16 protein-coding genes and 1 pseudogene are annotated in these 17,657 nt (G+C 35.7%); 10 read left to right on the forward strand and 7 right to left on the reverse strand.

The features are described 5' to 3' along the window. A partial coding sequence (locus BXY58_RS15835; RefSeq protein ID WP_147366864.1) for an integrase core domain-containing protein occupies nucleotides 1-530 on the forward strand: 530 nt, incomplete at its 5' end. Nucleotides 531-1,009: 479 nt separating this feature from the next. On the opposite strand, the gene BXY58_RS15840 is transcribed toward BXY58_RS15835, so the two are convergent. The 5 genes from BXY58_RS15840 to BXY58_RS15860 all read right to left on the reverse strand — a co-directional run bounded on the left by BXY58_RS15840 (nucleotide 1,010) and on the right by BXY58_RS15860 (nucleotide 6,128). Continuing rightward, nucleotides 1,010-1,294, reverse strand: coding sequence for a helix-turn-helix transcriptional regulator (locus BXY58_RS15840; protein ID WP_120214851.1), 285 nt, complete (start codon nucleotides 1,292-1,294; stop codon nucleotides 1,010-1,012). A 176-nt stretch (nucleotides 1,295-1,470) separates the two neighbouring features. Further along, nucleotides 1,471-2,610 carry a site-specific integrase gene (locus BXY58_RS15845; protein WP_074235534.1) on the reverse strand — a complete coding sequence of 380 codons (1,140 nt, stop codon included), beginning with the start codon at nucleotides 2,608-2,610 and terminating at the stop codon, nucleotides 1,471-1,473. A gap of 169 nt (nucleotides 2,611-2,779) precedes the next feature. Further along, nucleotides 2,780-4,165, reverse strand: a complete 1,386-nt coding sequence (gene mnmE, locus BXY58_RS15850) for a tRNA uridine-5-carboxymethylaminomethyl(34) synthesis GTPase MnmE (protein WP_120214852.1) — start codon at nucleotides 4,163-4,165, stop codon at nucleotides 2,780-2,782. A 252-nt stretch (nucleotides 4,166-4,417) separates the two neighbouring features. Further along, complete coding sequence (locus BXY58_RS15855; RefSeq protein WP_147366865.1) at nucleotides 4,418-4,954, reverse strand: hypothetical protein; 537 nt, start codon at nucleotides 4,952-4,954, stop codon at nucleotides 4,418-4,420. A gap of 1 nt (nucleotide 4,955) precedes the next feature. Further along, entirely contained in the window at nucleotides 4,956-6,128 is a 1,173-nt protein-coding gene (locus tag BXY58_RS15860; RefSeq protein WP_120214854.1) for a hypothetical protein, read from the reverse strand. A 235-nt stretch (nucleotides 6,129-6,363) separates the two neighbouring features. Here BXY58_RS15860 and tyrS point away from each other — a divergent pair, with 235 nt between their 5' ends. The 3 genes and pseudogenes from tyrS to BXY58_RS15875 all read left to right on the forward strand — a co-directional run bounded on the left by tyrS (nucleotide 6,364) and on the right by BXY58_RS15875 (nucleotide 8,843). Further along, nucleotides 6,364-7,659, forward strand: a complete 1,296-nt coding sequence (tyrS, locus tag BXY58_RS15865) for a tyrosine--tRNA ligase (RefSeq protein WP_120214855.1) — start codon at nucleotides 6,364-6,366, stop codon at nucleotides 7,657-7,659. A gap of 19 nt (nucleotides 7,660-7,678) precedes the next feature. Continuing rightward, a pseudogene (locus tag BXY58_RS17240) lies at nucleotides 7,679-7,787 on the forward strand (acyl-CoA desaturase); the annotation flags it as partial. Between the two features lie 216 nt (nucleotides 7,788-8,003). Continuing rightward, nucleotides 8,004-8,843: a hypothetical protein gene (locus BXY58_RS15875; RefSeq protein WP_120214856.1), complete on the forward strand. Its 840-nt coding sequence runs from the start codon at nucleotides 8,004-8,006 to the stop codon at nucleotides 8,841-8,843. 97 nt (nucleotides 8,844-8,940) lie between these two features. Here the strand turns inward: BXY58_RS15875 and BXY58_RS15880 are convergent, their stop codons facing one another. Continuing rightward, entirely contained in the window at nucleotides 8,941-9,891 is a 951-nt protein-coding gene (locus tag BXY58_RS15880; protein WP_120214857.1) for an isopenicillin N synthase family dioxygenase, read from the reverse strand. A gap of 191 nt (nucleotides 9,892-10,082) precedes the next feature. Here BXY58_RS15880 and BXY58_RS15885 point away from each other — a divergent pair, with 191 nt between their 5' ends. Continuing rightward, a complete protein-coding gene (locus tag BXY58_RS15885; RefSeq protein ID WP_120214858.1) occupies nucleotides 10,083-10,721 on the forward strand; it encodes an alpha/beta hydrolase in 639 nt (212 codons plus the stop codon). 84 nt (nucleotides 10,722-10,805) lie between these two features. Here BXY58_RS15885 and BXY58_RS15890 read toward each other — a convergent pair whose 3' ends face one another. Continuing rightward, nucleotides 10,806-12,104: an aminopeptidase P family protein gene (locus tag BXY58_RS15890; protein ID WP_120214859.1), complete on the reverse strand. Its 1,299-nt coding sequence runs from the start codon at nucleotides 12,102-12,104 to the stop codon at nucleotides 10,806-10,808. Nucleotides 12,105-12,279: 175 nt separating this feature from the next. Here BXY58_RS15890 and BXY58_RS15895 point away from each other — a divergent pair, with 175 nt between their 5' ends. The 5 genes from BXY58_RS15895 to BXY58_RS15915 all read left to right on the forward strand — a co-directional run bounded on the left by BXY58_RS15895 (nucleotide 12,280) and on the right by BXY58_RS15915 (nucleotide 17,503). Beyond that, a complete protein-coding gene (locus tag BXY58_RS15895; RefSeq protein ID WP_120214860.1) occupies nucleotides 12,280-13,281 on the forward strand; it encodes an alpha/beta hydrolase in 1,002 nt (333 codons plus the stop codon). Between the two features lie 55 nt (nucleotides 13,282-13,336). Next, nucleotides 13,337-14,401, forward strand: coding sequence for an alpha/beta hydrolase-fold protein (locus tag BXY58_RS15900; RefSeq protein WP_229728430.1), 1,065 nt, complete (start codon nucleotides 13,337-13,339; stop codon nucleotides 14,399-14,401). Between the two features lie 202 nt (nucleotides 14,402-14,603). Next, a complete protein-coding gene (gene rbfA, locus BXY58_RS15905) occupies nucleotides 14,604-14,966 on the forward strand; it encodes a 30S ribosome-binding factor RbfA (RefSeq protein WP_120214862.1) in 363 nt (120 codons plus the stop codon). A 2-nt stretch (nucleotides 14,967-14,968) separates the two neighbouring features. Continuing rightward, entirely contained in the window at nucleotides 14,969-16,171 is a 1,203-nt protein-coding gene (locus BXY58_RS15910) for an ABC transporter permease (protein ID WP_120214863.1), read from the forward strand. Between the two features lie 249 nt (nucleotides 16,172-16,420). Beyond that, a complete protein-coding gene (locus tag BXY58_RS15915) occupies nucleotides 16,421-17,503 on the forward strand; it encodes an endonuclease (RefSeq protein ID WP_120214864.1) in 1,083 nt (360 codons plus the stop codon). Nucleotides 17,504-17,657: the final 154 nt, after the last annotated feature.

Below are 17,657 nucleotides of genomic sequence, written 5' to 3' on the forward strand. Positions count from 1 at the left end.
GCACAAGAATGAAAGTTATTAGAGTTTACCCTAATAAAAAAGCAGAAAGTACGATACATTTTTTAGGTGAAATTTTGGATACATTCTATTTTCCTGTACAGCATATTCAAACCGATTGGGGTACGGAATTTTTTAATTACTCCTTCCAATATGAGCTGCATGAACATTTTATCAAATACAGACCCATCAAGCCCAGATCCCCTCATTTAAATGGTAAAGTAGAAAGAACCCAACAGACTGACAAATCCGAATTCTGGTCGCTAGTGGATCTATCTGATCCAGATCTTGATTTAAATGCTTTAGCTATTGAATGGCAGGAGTTTTACAATAAGAAAAGACCACACTCTTCTTTGAATGGAAAAACGCCTTGGGAAAAATTACAGTCTTTGGAACATCTTATCCCTATTCAGCCTGATGTTACTGCTCAATTTTGGGACTCAAATGAAGAAATATTGCCCAGAAATTATACGTATTTAAATTACATAAGACAAAAAAATACTAATTTAGTCTCAAAGCCCAAGAGGAAGTAGGCTCTGCTGGGGAGCAACCTACCAGCAATAGGCTTTTAGATATACGGAAAGGGAGACCGAAAAGGTCTCCTCTTTTTATTTCCGGTATCTTTCTATGGCTAAGAAAACCCTCTCTTAATTTGTAGCGAATCTATTGTTATAGCACATTTTAAGTCTCCTTTTTTATTCATTTATATTTTTCTTTAAATTTTTACAATGCCAATAATCTCAAGGAGGAATTAGCAAACTTTGAAATTCGTATTATACATCATTTAAAACCTTTAAAATATTATCAATATCAGTTAATAAATGGTTTCGATAGAGTCCTGTCGAGGTCACAAAAAAGGACTAAAGCGAAAAAGATTTACAGACACTATCACTTGTAATATTACTTCTATACTAAAGTTTTCTTTAAATAATCTCTATATATAATCATTCACGTTTGTCTTTTTTTTATTAATTCCTACAATAAAGTAGAATGATGCAGTAAAAGGCATATTTTATTTTTTACGTAAAGAAAATTCTATTGCTTCTTGTTGGATTTCGTCATTTGATTTATGGCTGTTTTTCAGCAGCCATTCGTCAATCTTTTTTCGTTCAAAGAATAGAATTTTTCCGGAAGGTTTTGAAAATGGGATAGAGTTGGTATGAACCAATTTGTAGATATAGGATTTCTTGAAACCCGTGTAATCTGAAAGCTCTTCTACATTAAGAATTGCTTTGAGCCCGAAAATATGTTTTTCAATTCGGTTGAGCTTATGAATGATGAGTTCGTTATTTTCCATCTGTTTCTTTTATTTAATTTGGAGAAACAAAAGTCAACAATAAAAATTATAAATAAAAGATTACAAATAGTTTGAGAGCTAAATAAGAATATTATGGACTAATTTTAAATGTAAAAAAATTATTCTGGACTTAACAGATTTAGAAAGCGAGTGGGTTCAAAAAGAAAATGGAATCTTTATAACTCGATATTTAATTCCGGAATAATCTCAGCAGCTTCCTTCATTTTGCTATCTACAATTTTTGCATAAATCTGCGTTGTTCTCAATTCTCGATGTCCCAGTCTTTTAGAAACCGTGTAAATATCTGCACCGTTTTCTAACAACAGAACTGCGTTCGTATGTCTGGCCGAGTGAAAAGTAATATGCTTAGGAACGGCAGCTCGATTGCACCAGCGAATAATTTCAGTATTGTAGGTCATTCCATATTTCAAACCTTTGAAAACTCTTTCTTGCGGATCTTGTCTTTCGCCCAACAATTCTCTGGCTTGTTTTGAGATATAAAGATATTCTACACCCTCAGTTTTTTCTTGTCGGAAATTGACTCTGGAAACATCACCTTCATCACGAACTTCTTTCCAGGTCAACGTATTAATATCTGACCAACGTAGTCCTGATAAACAAGAAAAAAGAAAAGCTTTTTTCAAAACCGGATATTTACATTCAGCTTTGGCTAAACGTTGTAATTCATCAAAAATTAGATATTCTCTTTGGCTTTCAGCCTGTTCAAAGGATTTGACTTTTGATGCGTAATTTATAGTCAAATATCCATTATCGAAAGCACTTCTTAGAGCAGCTTTAAACTTGTTGAAATATGAATATTTTGAGTTCTGAGAAAGTGGCAGCTCACTTTTTGTGAGAGCATCTTTTTCGAAATATCGGTGAACTTTCTTGACGAAGCTTTCATCAATTTCATCGAAAGTCATATTTTTCGGAACAATCTTATTGAGATGTTGTAGCGTAGAAAACCAGTTACCGTAATTATTAGAAGTATCTTGCTTTTGCTTTTCTTCAGTCAACTCCTCAAAGTATGTTAAAAAAGTCCTTTTACTTTTTACGGTATCTTTCAAATCGTAACGACCTTGGACATATTCAGCTTTTTTGATTGCCAAAATACTTTCGGCAAGAGCCATAGTTTCTTTATTCTCTTTTTTTTCCTTAGTCGACTTTGGATCGGGGTGCAAATACAGTTTCAAATACTCAAAATTCCGCAGGTGAACTCTTCTTCCCTGTGCATTAGTAGAAGAGCCTTTGTAATACTCAATGAAAAGACTAATCCTTCCATCAGCTAAATTTTTCTGTTTTAAAGTAATATTCATATCTTTTATTTGAGGTGTACATTTGTACACCTTTGTACTACTTTTTGTAGTTCGAGGTGTACAACAGGTGTACAAATATATAAATAAACTCCAAAAAGAGAAAATAAATTTTTTATAAATGATTGATAATCAAATAAAAGAAAGAAAAAGAAATCAAAGAAAAGCTAAATTATTTCCCGATACAAAACTTAGAAAAAATATTCCCCAAAACCTCGTCATTGCTGAATTCTCCCGATATCTCTCCAAGATATTCCAAAGCATTGCGAAGTTCGTAAGCCAAAAGCTCAGTAGTAATCTGTGAACTTACCGCTTCCTCAACTTGTCTAACCGAATTCAGAGATTTTTGTAACGCTTCGTAATGGCGCTGATTGGTAATAACTACGTTCCCTTCTTCAGATTTTAGATGCTCAATGTAAGAAGACAATTCATTTTTAAGATCCTGAATATTTTGATTTTCAACAGCCGAAATTTTTATAAAATCAAAATCCGTAGAAATCTCGTTTCTGAAAAATTGCTCTAATTTCTCATATTGAGTCGGAATCACTTCATCGATTTTCGTTGCACAAATAATGAGCTTCAGATCATCTCTCAATAGAGATTTTATCATTTCGATATCTTCAGAAAAATCCTCAGTTCCGGCATCCGCCAAATACACTAAGATTTCTGCATTCTCAACTTTTTCTTTTGCTTTTTTTACGCCAATCGCTTCAATTTCGTCGGCAGTTTCGCGCAAACCAGCTGTATCAATTAACCGGAATGCGTGACCTTTGATATGCAGAATTTCTTCAATCGTATCCCTAGTTGTTCCAGCGATATTGCTCACGATTGCCCTTTCTTCTTTCAACAGGGCATTTAGAAGAGTGGATTTCCCTGCATTTGGCTTCCCGATTATGGCAACAGCAGTTCCGTTCTTAATGGCGTTACCGTACTGGAAGCTTTCGATTAAGGAATTCAGTTTATCTTCAATTTTATAAAGTAAGGATTTAAGTGCAGTTCTGTCAGCAAATTCAACATCTTCTTCTGCGAAATCAAGTTCTAATTCTATCAAGGATGTAAAATTCAGTAAATCATTTCTCAGGAATGAAATCTCATTGGAGATGCCACCTTTTAATTGATTCAAAGCTACTTTTCTCGAGGCTTCGTTTTCAGATGCAATCAGGTCGGCAATAGACTCGGCTTGGGAAAGATCGATTCTGCCATTCATAAAAGCGCGCATTGTGAACTCTCCGGCTTTCGCCATTCTTGCTCCATTTTTAATCAATGCTTCCAGAATTTTTTTACCGATGTAAGGCGATCCGTGGAAGGAGATTTCTACAGAATTTTCGGTTGTAAAGGTTTTCGGAGCGTGAAAAACAGAAACCATCACTTCATCAATTGTTTCCCCTTCATCCTTGATAAAACCATAATGGACAGTATGAGAATCTACTTTTTCCAGATTTTTTCCTTCAAAAATTTTATTGACAATTCCAAAAGATTCAATTCCGGAAACCCTGATAATTCCAATGGCTCCAATCCCGTTAGCTGTTGCCAGCGCACAAATAGTATCCTGATTCATTTTCCAAAGTTACGGGTTTTTGATGATAATTTTAAGGAGCCGGGAACCTGCTGTCCATTACAATCTATTGCTTTTTCATCTATTAAAAAAAAGCAATAGGATTTCCGTTACCATCAGGGCTAGCTGCGCCAATAGAAAAGTTTAACAAAGAATCAATATTTTGTCCACGAACAAATCTTCACGGATTTTAAAATTGTTAAAACAACAGAGCCGGTAAAAAACCGGCCCTGCTTGTATTATTATCTTAAAAAATCAATAACTCCAAAAGCTCCATTGTTCGCCGTTATAGACAGCCAAAGTCTTTAAAGGTCCGTTCGTCAGCAAAACCATTGTTCCCGGCGCAGGATTTACAATATTCTGATAAGAATTAGTGATAGGCAAAACCATTGCTTTATTCGTTGATTCCAAGACCAAAATACCATCTGCAGCGGAAGTATTGCTTCCGATAACCACTTTAGAGTTCGCATTTTCTCTAGCCGTTGGCTGAATTGTTAAATAAGAAGTAGCATTGGCAGGTTGTACACTTAGATCAACCCATGTTGTTCCATTATAGTATTTTGCTTTGGCCGAAGTTGGCGTTGATGCGTCAAAAATAATGCTGCCTGGCGTTGTGATTGCAGTTTTGTCCGTTACGTACGGTAAAATCAAGCCTCGGTTTCCAACATTAGAAAACTCCACCAATACAGATGTTTTGTCTGTGGGCGTTCCTACGCCGTCTCCAAAAATAACTTGCGCAAAAACTTTGCTCTTGATCATTACAAGAGCCATCAATATCATTAATTTTTTCATTTTAAGGGCAGGTTTTTTTGTTGAAACATTTCCAGCCAACAGTAGAATTGGCATAGATCTTAAGGCAATTTTCAGTTGTATCATAGACCATCATTCCTTCTACAGGATTGGTGATGTTAGCTAATCCTGCCGTTGTAACTCTTGTCGGAACAAAAGCTTTTCGGTTGGATTCTAATGCCAGGAAACCTCCTTTTCTTACCATTGGCCAATTGTCACCTGTTGCACCGGCTCTTCCCTGCGACGTAATACCTGTTCTGGTATCTAACGCAGTTCCTGTTATGGTTGCATTTTCCAGACAGTATAGCGATAAAGAATTGGTACTGTAAGCGGAAAAAGCTACATCACTATCTCCTGACAAAACCTGTACAAATTTGACGGCATTTTGATAATTAGATAATGTAATCCCGAAGTCACTTAATTTAAACGTTAAGACCCTGATATCACGGGTCGTCCCAGAAAAGCCGCTTCCTGAGTTATAGTTATGAGGACAGTTTCCTGCAAAGTAAAAGCTCCAAAGAGCCGATCCGGAAGGTGTCACCGAGGAAAAGTTAACATCTCTCTGAACACCGACAGTATTACCATTGATGTCCGTAAACTTAAAAACATCAAAACTCGTACTTGGCGCACCAACTTGTGTTACGATGATATCCGGAATATTATCACTGATGCAGGTTGGATTAATATCCGCAAGAACATTAACATAAAAAGTCAGATCCTGCCTGGGAATGTTAAAAACAGCGGTACTCAGGTCAAGGCCATTCAGTCCGTCTCTCAAATAATACCCCAGGGAAGTGTCACAGCTTAGAGAAGGTCTGTTAGTTTGATCCTGCAAGACTCCATTCACATATCTCGGGATTCCGATAAGATAGTTTGTAGAAGTGCTACCAACAGAAAATGAGGTGGGAAAAGCTCTGTAATTTTCGTTAACATAAGTTCCAACCCTGGCACCAAATAGTGTAGGATTAACGCCTGAAGAATAATTAACACCTCCTACCGAGAAGCCTAAAAGATTGTTTGTGTCTTGTGCCGTAGCGTAAGTTCCAGAATTATTATGTGATGTCCAGAATGTATTATAATCTCCGTAGATTACATCTGGCCGAACCTGAGAATCAAAAAAGTAACCGGTAAAAAAAGCAATCAGAACAAAAGCTTTTTTATAAAATATCATATCCATTTAAAACAATTTTCATTTCCATACCAACCTTTCCCGTATGTTTCACGACAAATATATACAAATCTAACAGATATAAAATATGACCCTGATTTATATCATCTAAATTAACAAATTCTTCAATATTATTAATAATTTACCATTAATAGCGGATAAGTATTCCATTTTTATTAATTCCGAAACATCAATTAATAACAGGTTGTATTTTATTATCTTTGCAGCTAAATTTTTTAAGACAATGAATGCATTTATAGAAGAGCTAAAATGGCGTGGACTTTTTTCCGACATGACACCGGGAACGGAAGAACAACTGGATAAAGAAATGACAAAAGCCTACATCGGGTTTGACCCCACTGCGGATTCTTTGCATATCGGAAGCCTTATCCAGATCAAAATCCTGGCTCACTTTCAGCAGCACGGTCATCAGCCGATTGCTTTGGTTGGTGGTGCAACAGGAATGATAGGCGACCCTTCCGGCAAATCTGCGGAACGTAATCTTTTGAGTGAAGAGACGCTGCTCTATTACGTTGACTGTCTCAAAAATCAATTATCCAGATTCTTAGAATTTGGGGGTGATGGCGACAACAAAGCCATTCTTGTCAACAATTATGATTGGATGAAAAATTTCACTTTCCTTGATTTTGCTAAGAATATCGGAAAGCACATTACTGTGAATTATATGATGGCGAAAGATTCTGTGAAAAAACGTTTCTCTGGAGAATCTGGTGTTGACGGGATGAGTTTTACAGAATTTACTTACCAGCTTTTACAAGGTTACGATTACCTTCACCTTTACCAAAATGAAGGTGTGAAACTGCAAATGGGCGGTTCTGACCAATGGGGAAATATCACAACCGGAACAGAACTCATCAGAAGAAAAGCACAAGGTGAAGCTTATGCTCTAACCGTTCCTTTGATTACAAAAGCAGATGGTTCCAAATTTGGAAAATCTGAAAGTGGTGAGAATTATTGGTTAGATGCAAAGAAAACTTCGCCTTACAAATTCTATCAGTTTTGGTTGAATGCTACTGATGATGATGCAGAAAGATTTATTAAGTTCTACACTTTCCTTCCAAAAGAAGAAATTGAAGCTTTAATAGAAGAACATAAAACCGCAGCTCACGAGAGAAAACTTCAGAAAAAATTAGCACAAGAAGTAACTGTTTGGGTTCATGGACAAGCAGAATATGAAAAAGCACTAAAAGCTTCTCAGATTCTTTTCGGACAATCTACAGCAGAGGATTTGGTAAGTCTTGATGAGGAATTATTCCTTCAAATTTTTGATGGCGTTCCGCAAAAAGAAGTTTTAAAATCTGAATTGGTTGGAAGCAATATCGTTGATTTAATTTCTGAAAAAACAGGTTTCTTAAAATCCAAAGGTGAAGCTAAAAGAGAACTAACAGGAAACGCAATCTCCGTTAACAAAACCAAAGTTGGTGAAGATTATTCGGTTTCAGAAAGTGATTTGATTGATGAAAAATTCCTTCTTCTACAAAAAGGAAAGAAAAATTATTTCATCGTAAAAGGAATCTAAACTTCGCAAATCATTAATTAATGCACAGATTGATACGGAAAAAGACCCACACTCTCCAAAATACGATGCTAATTTGTTCGCAATGATGTGGAGAACAAAGAAAATTTATCAACAAATCAATGATGGGAGGTGCTTATATCACAACAATCATCACAAACACGTGGAAGAGCTAATTTCGGAAGATGAAATTAATCAAACTGAATCCTGTTGCAGTTGTAAAAAGAGAAATTTAATTTTAAAATAAATATTAGGTTAGGCATTTTGTCTAACCTAATTTTTTTTGTATTGAAAAAGAATATTCATTAATTATAAAATTAGTAATATCTTCGTACAAAACACAAACTATGCATCCTTTTTCGATAACATTCCATACGAGTGACAATTTAGTATTCAAAATCATTTCCGTTCTTCTCGGTCTTTTTATTGTTGGGACTTGGGCTTATAATTCATCTCACATCAAACTAGTTTTACGCATAATCATTGGTTTAATTGGAGGAATTGCCGGCTATTACATCGCCATATTTTTCTTCGGAATTTTAGAATTATCTTACACAACCATCAAAGACGATTTCAGCTCCAACAAACAATCCGCTACAATCATTGGATATGAGAAATTTATCAGCACAAGCAATTCCAGAAATAGAAGAAATATTGGTTCGACAAAAAGACAAAACACATTCTACAAACCACTATTAGAATACAAAGATCAAAAGGGAATTACCAAAAACTCTTTTGGAGATGTATCTTTCAGCGACAATAATAAAAAACCTGTTGGCGAAAAGATAGACATCATTGCAGCAGATGGTGAAGTAAGGATGATTACGCCAATCAAGACCTTTACTTTTATAGTGAACATCGTTACGATTTGCTTTATAATCATTTTCTACTATATCCTTTACAGTTATGCAAAAACCCAATCCTTAGAAAACATTGGGAACTTTGTTTTGGTAATATTTGGATATGTAATTTTTCCTATCGCTTTTTGTGTTCTTATTTATCTATTTTTAAATATTGGTTATGATTATTTTTTCCTTGGTAAAAGATACACAGGCAGAAATACAGCAATTGGAGTTTCCGCTTTAGGAATCTTCTTGTTGCTTTGTTTATTTGGATTTATAAAAAGTATGTTGACGAAAAAACGCAAAAAGAAGAAAAAAATATCAAAATTGAATAAAAACCATTAATCATAATTTTAATTTTTTTGATAATTTTTCACTCGTCAAAATAAAAAAAATACCGTTAAAAACTCAACGGTATTTTTGCTTTTAAATATAATTTCAATTAGATTTTTATCAAACCTAACTCAATCAATCTTTCTCTTAAAAACTCTCCGGCTGTTGCATCCGGATACAATTTCGGATTGTTTTCATCCACACAATTTTCAAGCGCATCAAGACGCATATCGCTCACCGGATGCATAAAAAACGGAATGGAATATCTCGATGTTCCCCACTGTTCTCTTGGCGGATTGACCACTCTATGAATCGTAGATTTCAATTTGTTATTGGTGTGTCTTGACAACATATCGCCAACATTAATCATCAACTCATCCGGTTCTGCAATCGCATCAATCCATTCTCCGTTATGGTTCTGAACCTGAAGGCCTTTTCCTTGAGAACCCATCAAAAGTGTAATCAGATTGATATCACCGTGAGCGGCAGCTCTTACTGCATCATTAGGTTCTTCGGTAATCGGCGGATAATGGATTGGTCTCAGGATAGAATTCCCTTCCGCGATTTTATCATCAAAATAAAATTCGTCCAAACCAAGATACAAAGCCAAAGCTCTCAAAACATATTTCCCTGTTTTTTCAAGCATCTGGTAAGCTTCCTTACCAACTTCATTGAACTTTGGCAGCTCTTCTACGATGACATTGTCAGGATATTCGTTTTTGTATTTTGAGTCATCCGAAACGTACTGTCCGAAGTGCCAAAACTCTTTCAAATCTCCTTTTTTAAAGCCTTTCGCCGTTTCTTTTCCAAAACCAACATAACCTCTTTGCCCTCCGATTCCAGGAATCTCGTACTTTAATTTGGTTTCTGTTGGGAGTTGGAAGAAGTTTTTGACTTCTCCGTAAAGATCGTCAACGAGTTGGTCATCCAGGAAATGGCCTTTGAGGGCTACAAAACCAATTTCTTCGTAAGCTTTTCCGATTTCATTTACAAATTTCTGTTTGCGTTCCGGGTTGTCCGAAAGGAAATCACGCAGGTCTACACTAGGTATTTTATCCATTTTAGAAATTTTAGTGTCGTAAAAATACACTTTTTAAGGTAAGAATATTAAATGACATTGAGAATTTTTTTTCACATTGCCTGAATATGAAATAACACATATAGACTTATTGGAAAAACCTTTTATTTTTCTATTCATACGATAGAGACTTTTAAATTGGATAGGAAACACTTCTTATTTATCTTTGCAAAATGGAATTACAATACCTCGTAAGAGAACCCCAAAATATTACACCGGAAACACCTGTTCTGTTTATGCTTCACGGTTATGGAAGCAACGAAGAAGATCTTTTTAATTTTGTTCCGACACTTCCGGAAGATTGGCTGGTTGTCAGTTTCCGGGCACCGAAAAATTCGAACTATGGAGGTTATGCATGGTTTGATATCGACTTCAACAGTCCCGAAAATTTTTTGGATGAAAATGAAGGTAATGAAGCGGTAAAAATGGTGATGGAGAACATTATGTCCGTAACCAACAGATATGGATTAACCAACAACCCGACGCATATTTGCGGTTTCAGCCAAGGCGGAATTATTGTTTATTCTCTGGCTTTGCAGTATCCGGATCTGTTTTCGAAAATTGCTTGTCTGAGCGCTTTCCCGGAAGAAAAAATGTTGAAAAATATTGTAAAAGATAAAAAGAAGTATGAAAACTTGCGCTTCTTTATCTCCCACGGGATGGAAGATGCCGTGATTCCTATTGATTGGGGACGCAAGGCAGCAGAGATCTTATACGATCTTAGCGCTTATTTTTCTTTCAGAGAATATATGACCGGACACGGCGTGAATCAGAAAAACTATCTTGACCTGATGGAGTTTTTCAAGAAATAGATGTTAGAAAAATTAGAAATAAAAACAAAATCCCGAACAGAATTAATGTTCGGGATTTTTTATGTTTTAAATTAAATTTTCAAATTAAGAATTCATCAAGTCTTCAATTTCTTCAACAGTAATCGGGATATTTGCCATCAAGTTAAATGGTTTTCCAGAAGCTTGGATCACATAATCATCCTCTATTCTGACACCGAAGCCTTCTGCAGGGATGTAGAAACCAGGCTCATTGGTAAAGACCATATTTTCAACAAAATCATCCGTCAGGATGCCGTAATCATGTGTATCCAATCCCATATGATGAGAAGTTCCGTGCATCATAAACTTTTTATAAGCCGGCCATTTTGGATCTTCGTTTTGAACATCAGCTTTATCTATTAATCCTAATTGCAGCAACTCCGCAGTGTAAACCTCTCCCATTTCTTTATGGAATCTGTACCAGTTATTTCCTGCAACCAATCGGTCTTCTGCTTCAACTTTACATCTTAAAACCGAATTATAAATCTCCTTTTGTCTTTCCGAATATTTTCCGCTGACAGGAATTGTTCTTGTCAAATCACTGGAGTAATTCGCATATTCTGCTCCAACATCCAAAAGAATCAAGTCGCCTTCCTTGCATTGCATATTGTTAGCAATATAATGTAGAACATTGGCGTTATTTCCGCTTGCAATAATTGGTGTATAAGCAAATCCTTTGCTTCTGTTTCTCACAAATTCGTGGATGAGTTCCGCTTCTATTTCGTATTCCCAAACGTTAGGCTTGATAAAATTCAATAATCTTCTGATTCCTTTTTCTGTGATATTACAAGCGTTCTGAATCAATGCCAGTTCTTCCGGTTCCTTGATGCTTCTCAAACGCTGGAGAATCGGATTGCTTCTCTTGTAATTGTGCATTGGGAAATCTGCCTGTACTTTTTTGATGAATCGGTCTTCTCTCAACTCCGTTTCTACCGCGTTTCTGTAATGTTCATTTTTGTTCAGGTAAACATTTTCAGCTTCGTACATCAGATTTTTAAAAACTTTGTCGAAGTCTGTCAACCAATAGACTGTCTTGATTCCCGAAACTTCGTAAGCATTTTCCTTCGTCAACTTCTCACCTTCCCAAACTGCAATGTGATCATTAGTTTCTCTTAAAAATAAAATCTCACGATTTTCTTCCAAATAAGCATCAGGAAAAATTACCAAAATACTTTCTTCCTGATCTACTCCACTCAGATAAAATATATCACGGTGCTGCTGGAAAGGCATTGTAGAATCTGCACTGATTGGGTAAATATCGTTTGAGTTGAAAACGGCTATAGATTTTGGTAACAATTGTTCTGCAAACTTCTTTCTGTTTTTCACAAAAAGAGAACTAGGGATTTGTTCGTATTTTGTTGTCATTTATAAATTGATTTGAATTAAAATTTCTCGCAACAAGAAATCAATAAAAGTGATCCAAATTTACAAAACATAGCTGTGCAAAGGCGAAACAAAACCTTAAATTTTTCATAAAATCCGAATTTAACATCACGTCAAGGCGGAAAATTATTTATATTTGAGATGCAATACATTTTAAATGAAGGCCAAATACAGAGTTATACTTGTTTTTTCTTTAATTATTCTCAGTGTTTTCAGTTACAAAATAAGCTCGGCAAAAGTAAATTCAGACATCAAACTGCCTCAGCCTTCCCAGAATTATCAGCTCCAAAAAGACATTGTTTACAAGACATTTCCAGATAAAACCCCTTTGAAACTGGATATTTATCAGCCAAAAAATTTAACCCGAGAAAAAACTCCAGTTGTGGTCTTTATCCACGGTGGTGCCTGGACTATTGGTGATAAACGTGTTGTTTTGCAAAACTACCGGGAATATGTTTTGGATGAACTGATCAAAAATCAATATACCGTTGTGAGTATAGATTTTACACCTATCGATTCTAAAAATCATCTGGAAAATACGTTGCAGGATTGCAGAGATGTTTTGAAATGGATCAAAGATCATGCGGAAAACTATCATTTTGATACCGATAACATTGGTGTTTGGGGTGGCTCTTCTGGCGCACACATTGCAATGTTGACGGCTTATACTCAAGAAAATAAAAAATCTGATACCGAAACTGATTTTCCTGCGCTACAATATGTTGTGAACTTCTACGGACCATCTGACCTCAATGAACTGTTCAAAACTGATGCTAATCCAATTTTATTAAAAGCCTTCAAGATGTATTATCCAAAAACTTATAAAACAAGACATCAAAAAATAATGCAGCTGACGGGTTTCGATATCAATTCTCAGAAAGCTGATGCTATCAAAAAATGTGAAGAATACTCGCCTGTACGTCATATCACACAACAAACCGTTCCTACACTTATTTTTCACGGAACCGGCGACAGCGTGGTGGATGTGTCACAGTCCCAACTTTTAGCGGAAGTATTGGAGAAAAATAAGGTCTACTATCAGTATTTCACATTGGATAATGCCAAACATACTTTTAGCAATATCAACTTGGATGAAGCTAAAGATGTGGCCAAAAAAACTTTGGAATTCATAAAGTCACAAACACAATATGCGCGGTAATCAGCTGTTTCTAAAAAGATTTTCATCAACACTTTTAGTATTGATATCTTGGGTTATGAATGCTCAAATCACTTTTAAGATTGCAAAACTCCCTGGAAACGAAGAAAATTCAAGGATATTTTTAGCTTCCAACCTTAATAATTGGAATCCGGGTGATCAGCAATTTGAATTCAAAAAGATTAATGGATTTTATACGTTAACGATTCCGAATCCTGCACAAAAAATAGAATATAAAATCACTCAGGGAAATTGGGAAACGGCTGAAGATTCTCCAAACAGAGTCCTGGAAGTTTCTGACGCTTCAAAAACTATTGAATTAAAAATCCAAAACTGGACGCAACCAAAAGAGAAAAAACATACTGCAACTTCTAATGTTAAAATTTTAAGTGAGAATTTTAAAATCCCGCAGCTTAATACGACGAGAAAAATCTGGATATATCTCCCACCCGATTATGAAACTACCCGCAAGAGATATCCCGTGATCTATATGCACGATGGACAAAATCTTTTTGATGAATTCACAAGTTTTTCCGGAGAATGGAGCGTGGATGAAACACTGAATGAAATCTTCTCAGAAACCGGAGAATCTGCAATCGTTATCGGGATTGATAATGGCGGAGAAACGCGACTGGCAGAATATTCGCCGTGGAACAATGAGAAATATAAAACCAAAGGCGAAGGTGACTTGTATCTTCAATTCCTTACAAAAACTTTGAAACCTTATATCGATAAAACTTACAGAACACAGAAACAGGCTTCTAAAACTTTGATTATGGGAAGTTCTATGGGTGGTTTGATTTCGCTTTATGCTGCGGTGAAATATCCTACCGTTTTTGGAAAAGCCGGAATCTTCAGCCCTGCTTTTTGGTTTGTTTCTAAGGATTTAAAAGCTTATTTGAACAAAAATCAAAGCAATCTTAAAAATTCTAAGTTTTATTTTGTAGCCGGGAAAAATGAAGATGAAACAATGGTTGCGGAAATAGAAACCGCCAATGTCGCTTTACTAAACCAATCTGTTCCGAAAAAAAATATCGTTGTGAAAATAGATGAAGATGGAACACATTCTGAAAATTATTGGAAACGAGAACTGAAGCAAGCTTTGATCTGGCTTTTGAAATAATATTTTCCAGTTCTTTCTAATTGCACAATCTTTGAAATCACAAATTTTCTGAGAACGAATATAGAATGACAACACCCATAGCCCGGATTGCAGCGGTTACCCCACAACTAACGTTGGCAAAAGCCTTGGCGTGAGGAGTATGAGCGGAAAGCCGGAATAGCTCCAAAAAAATCAAAATAAAAACACTAAATTTGTAGCATTTATGGAAAGCAACAGACAAAGAAAAGTAGCGCAAATTATTCAGGAAGATATGGCAGAAATCTTCCGTAAGCAAGCATCGGAAAGCCAGCAAAACAGCTTCCTGGTGTCGGTTTCTGATGTAAAGGTTACGACCGACCTGAGTATTGCAAAAATATACTTAAGTATTTTCCCTGCAGAACTGCGTGCACCAATTATGAAGGAAATCAATACCAATCATACTTTTTATCGTAATTACATCGGGCAAAAAATGGGGAAACAGGTAAGAATCATTCCTCAGTTATCATTCTACCTGGATACGACCCTGGATGATGTAGAACGCATCGAAAAAGAGCTGAGAGGCGAAGGCGACAACCCAATCCTATAGTATTGAAAAATGCTTTTTACATAGCATCACGTTATCTGATTGCCAGAAAAGGCAGTACAGCGGTAACTTTTATTACCTGGCTGGCCGCCTTTGCAATGGTGGCAGCGGTTGCGGCTATGTTTATCATCATCTCTGTTTTTTCCGGACTGGAAGAGATGAACAAGCAGATGATTGCCAATCTCCACGCTGATCTTACGGTCAAGAGCAAAGTTGGCAAAGTTTTACCTGAGATTGATAAAATCCAGAATACTCTCCGTAACAATCAAGATATCTCCAGTTTTTCCAAGGTGATAGAAGAAAAGGTCTATCTGGGCTACAAAGACAACGGCGAAATTGCTTACCTGCGCGGTGTTGATTCTGCCTACACCAGCGTTAATCCTATCAACGACAATATTTTTTACGGTAAATATCCTGACTTCAAATACAGCAATGAAGTCATTATGGAAAACGGTCTGGACAACAGGCTCTCATTACCTGTGAATTCCAGCGAGGATTTTGCAACAATCCTGATGCCTAAACCCGGAAAAGGAATTATCCAGCAGGAGAATGATATATTCAATAAAAAAGACATCTATGTTACAGGGGTTTTTCCGGGAAATGACCAGTTGGACAACTATATCATTTCACCTATCGAATTGGCCCAGGAACTTTTAGGGCTTCCGAAAACGGCTTGCTATCAAATTGTTATCAAACTGAAAAATCCTGCCAAAGCTGATCTCGTTAAGTCGAACCTTAGCAAGATCTTCGGTAATCAGATTACCATCAATACTAAATCTGAGGAAAATGCAGCGTTCTGGAAAATGATTAACACCGAGAAACTGATGATCTATCTGATTTTTGGACTAGTCATTTTCATTACCACATTCAATCTGGCCGGAGCTATCACTATTTTACAATTAGACAAAAAAGACCAGGCAAAATCCTTGATTGCATTAGGCTTCAATATGAAAAACCTTCGTCTTATCTACTTCTTCACAGGTTTATTAATTGTGATGTTAGGAATATTATGCGGTCTTATCATAGGTTCTGCCATATGTTTTTTACAAATCAACACTGGATTTTTTAAAGCAAGTGAAACCCTTGCCTTCCCTGTAAAAATTGAATTGATCAATTATTTCATTGTTTCCGGGATTGCTCTGTTTTTTGGGCTGTCTATTTCCTGGTTATTTTCAAAGATCAATAAAAAGCACATTTTTGAGAATTAATATTCTTTATCAGTTTTTAATTCAAAAAATTAAACACCAATTTTTGTTATCAATTATTTAAATTTTTCATAAAGTTGTGAATACAGATAATTTTATCTGATTTTTCCAAATTTGCATTGATAAGATCAGTCAATTAAATAATATTTAAAAAAATTATCTAATCTAATCATTCTGATGTATATTGTTAATAATTTATATCCTTTTTTTATAAAATTATTTTATACCTTTAGCGCCCTTAATTTTTTGAAAATGAAAAAATGTATTTTTATTCTTGCTGTTGGGATGTTCGGCATTACAAATGCGCAGATTCCGACAGGTTACTATGACGGCACAGACGGATTAACAGGTTACGCTCTGAAAACTAAGCTTGCACAAATTATCACTTCCGGATATAGCCAGCACAGTTATGACGCTTTGGATGACGAATATCCGCTAAGCGATGCAGATAAATATTATGAAAAAGACAATACCGTGCTTGATATTTATTCTGAAAATCCGACTGGAAACGACCCTTACAATTACATATTTGGGCAGAAAAAATGTGGTAATTATTCTGTGGAAGGCGATTGCTATAACAAAGAACATACTGTTCCGCAGAGTTTGTTTAACGAAAAACTTCCAATGAAGAGTGATATACACCACATTCTCCCAACTGATGGAAAAGTTAATGGTATGAGAAGCAATTATCCCTACGGAAAAGTTAACAATGCTTCTTATTTGTCAAAAAACGGCTCAAAGGTAGGACCTAATGCTACACCGGGAGCAACTTACAGTGGATCTGTTTTTGAGCCAATTAATGAATTCAAAGGAGATGTGGCAAGATGCCTTTTATATTTTGTAACAAGATACCAGAATCAATTATCCGGTTTTTCCAGCGGCAACATCTTGAACACAAGTAATGTTAATCAAGGACTGGTAACCTGGGAGCTCAATTTGTTATTGTTATGGCATCAGCAGGATCCTGTATCTCAAAAAGAAATCGACAGGAATAATGCTGCTTATGCTTATCAAAAAAACAGAAATCCTTACATCGATCACCCTGAATGGGTTACTACAATCTGGGGAACTTCTCCTCTGGCAGTAGATGATGCTTCATTTTCCAAAAATTTAACTATCGCTCCAAACCCTGTGAAAGGTAACGTTATCAGCATAACCGGAGATAAAGATCTGAAGCAATTCAAAAAGGCATTCATCTATAATATGGTAGGACAGAATGTACAGACTATTGAAAATCCTTTCCAAACTGGAAACACAATTACTCTGAAAAACTTACCAAAAGGCGTTTATATTCTTAAAACCGGAGAATTAAACACCAAATTTATAATTGAATAATCAGAACAAATTTACTTCAATGAAAGACAGAAAATATTTTCTGTCTTTTTTTATTTCACAATGTTAAAAATCTAATAATTTGCTAAATAGAAATACAAATATTCAATCAATAATAAATTACGGCTACAATGTTAATAATTAATAATATTAATCT

The sequence above is a fragment of the Epilithonimonas arachidiradicis genome, assembly GCF_003610695.1.
Classification (GTDB): Bacteria; Bacteroidota; Bacteroidia; order Flavobacteriales; family Weeksellaceae; genus Epilithonimonas; species Epilithonimonas arachidiradicis.

Excerpts from the sequence above, each read along its gene's own strand:
- BXY58_RS15840 (WP_120214851.1), bottom strand. The coding sequence starts at position 1,294 with ATGGAAAATAACGAACTCATCATTCATAAGCTCAACCGAATTGAAAAA.
- BXY58_RS15845 (WP_074235534.1), bottom strand. The coding sequence starts at position 2,610 with ATGAATATTACTTTAAAACAGAAAAATTTAGCTGATGGAAGGATTAGT.
- mnmE (WP_120214852.1), bottom strand. The coding sequence starts at position 4,165 with ATGAATCAGGATACTATTTGTGCGCTGGCAACAGCTAACGGGATTGGA.
- BXY58_RS15855 (WP_147366865.1), bottom strand. The coding sequence starts at position 4,954 with ATGAAAAAATTAATGATATTGATGGCTCTTGTAATGATCAAGAGCAAA.
- BXY58_RS15860 (WP_120214854.1), bottom strand. The coding sequence starts at position 6,128 with ATGGATATGATATTTTATAAAAAAGCTTTTGTTCTGATTGCTTTTTTT.
- tyrS (WP_120214855.1), top strand. The coding sequence starts at position 6,364 with ATGAATGCATTTATAGAAGAGCTAAAATGGCGTGGACTTTTTTCCGAC.
- BXY58_RS15875 (WP_120214856.1), top strand. The coding sequence starts at position 8,004 with ATGCATCCTTTTTCGATAACATTCCATACGAGTGACAATTTAGTATTC.
- BXY58_RS15880 (WP_120214857.1), bottom strand. The coding sequence starts at position 9,891 with ATGGATAAAATACCTAGTGTAGACCTGCGTGATTTCCTTTCGGACAAC.
- BXY58_RS15885 (WP_120214858.1), top strand. The coding sequence starts at position 10,083 with ATGGAATTACAATACCTCGTAAGAGAACCCCAAAATATTACACCGGAA.
- BXY58_RS15890 (WP_120214859.1), bottom strand. The coding sequence starts at position 12,104 with ATGACAACAAAATACGAACAAATCCCTAGTTCTCTTTTTGTGAAAAAC.
- BXY58_RS15895 (WP_120214860.1), top strand. The coding sequence starts at position 12,280 with ATGAAGGCCAAATACAGAGTTATACTTGTTTTTTCTTTAATTATTCTC.
- BXY58_RS15900 (WP_229728430.1), top strand. The coding sequence starts at position 13,337 with ATGAATGCTCAAATCACTTTTAAGATTGCAAAACTCCCTGGAAACGAA.
- rbfA (WP_120214862.1), top strand. The coding sequence starts at position 14,604 with ATGGAAAGCAACAGACAAAGAAAAGTAGCGCAAATTATTCAGGAAGAT.
- BXY58_RS15915 (WP_120214864.1), top strand. The coding sequence starts at position 16,421 with ATGAAAAAATGTATTTTTATTCTTGCTGTTGGGATGTTCGGCATTACA.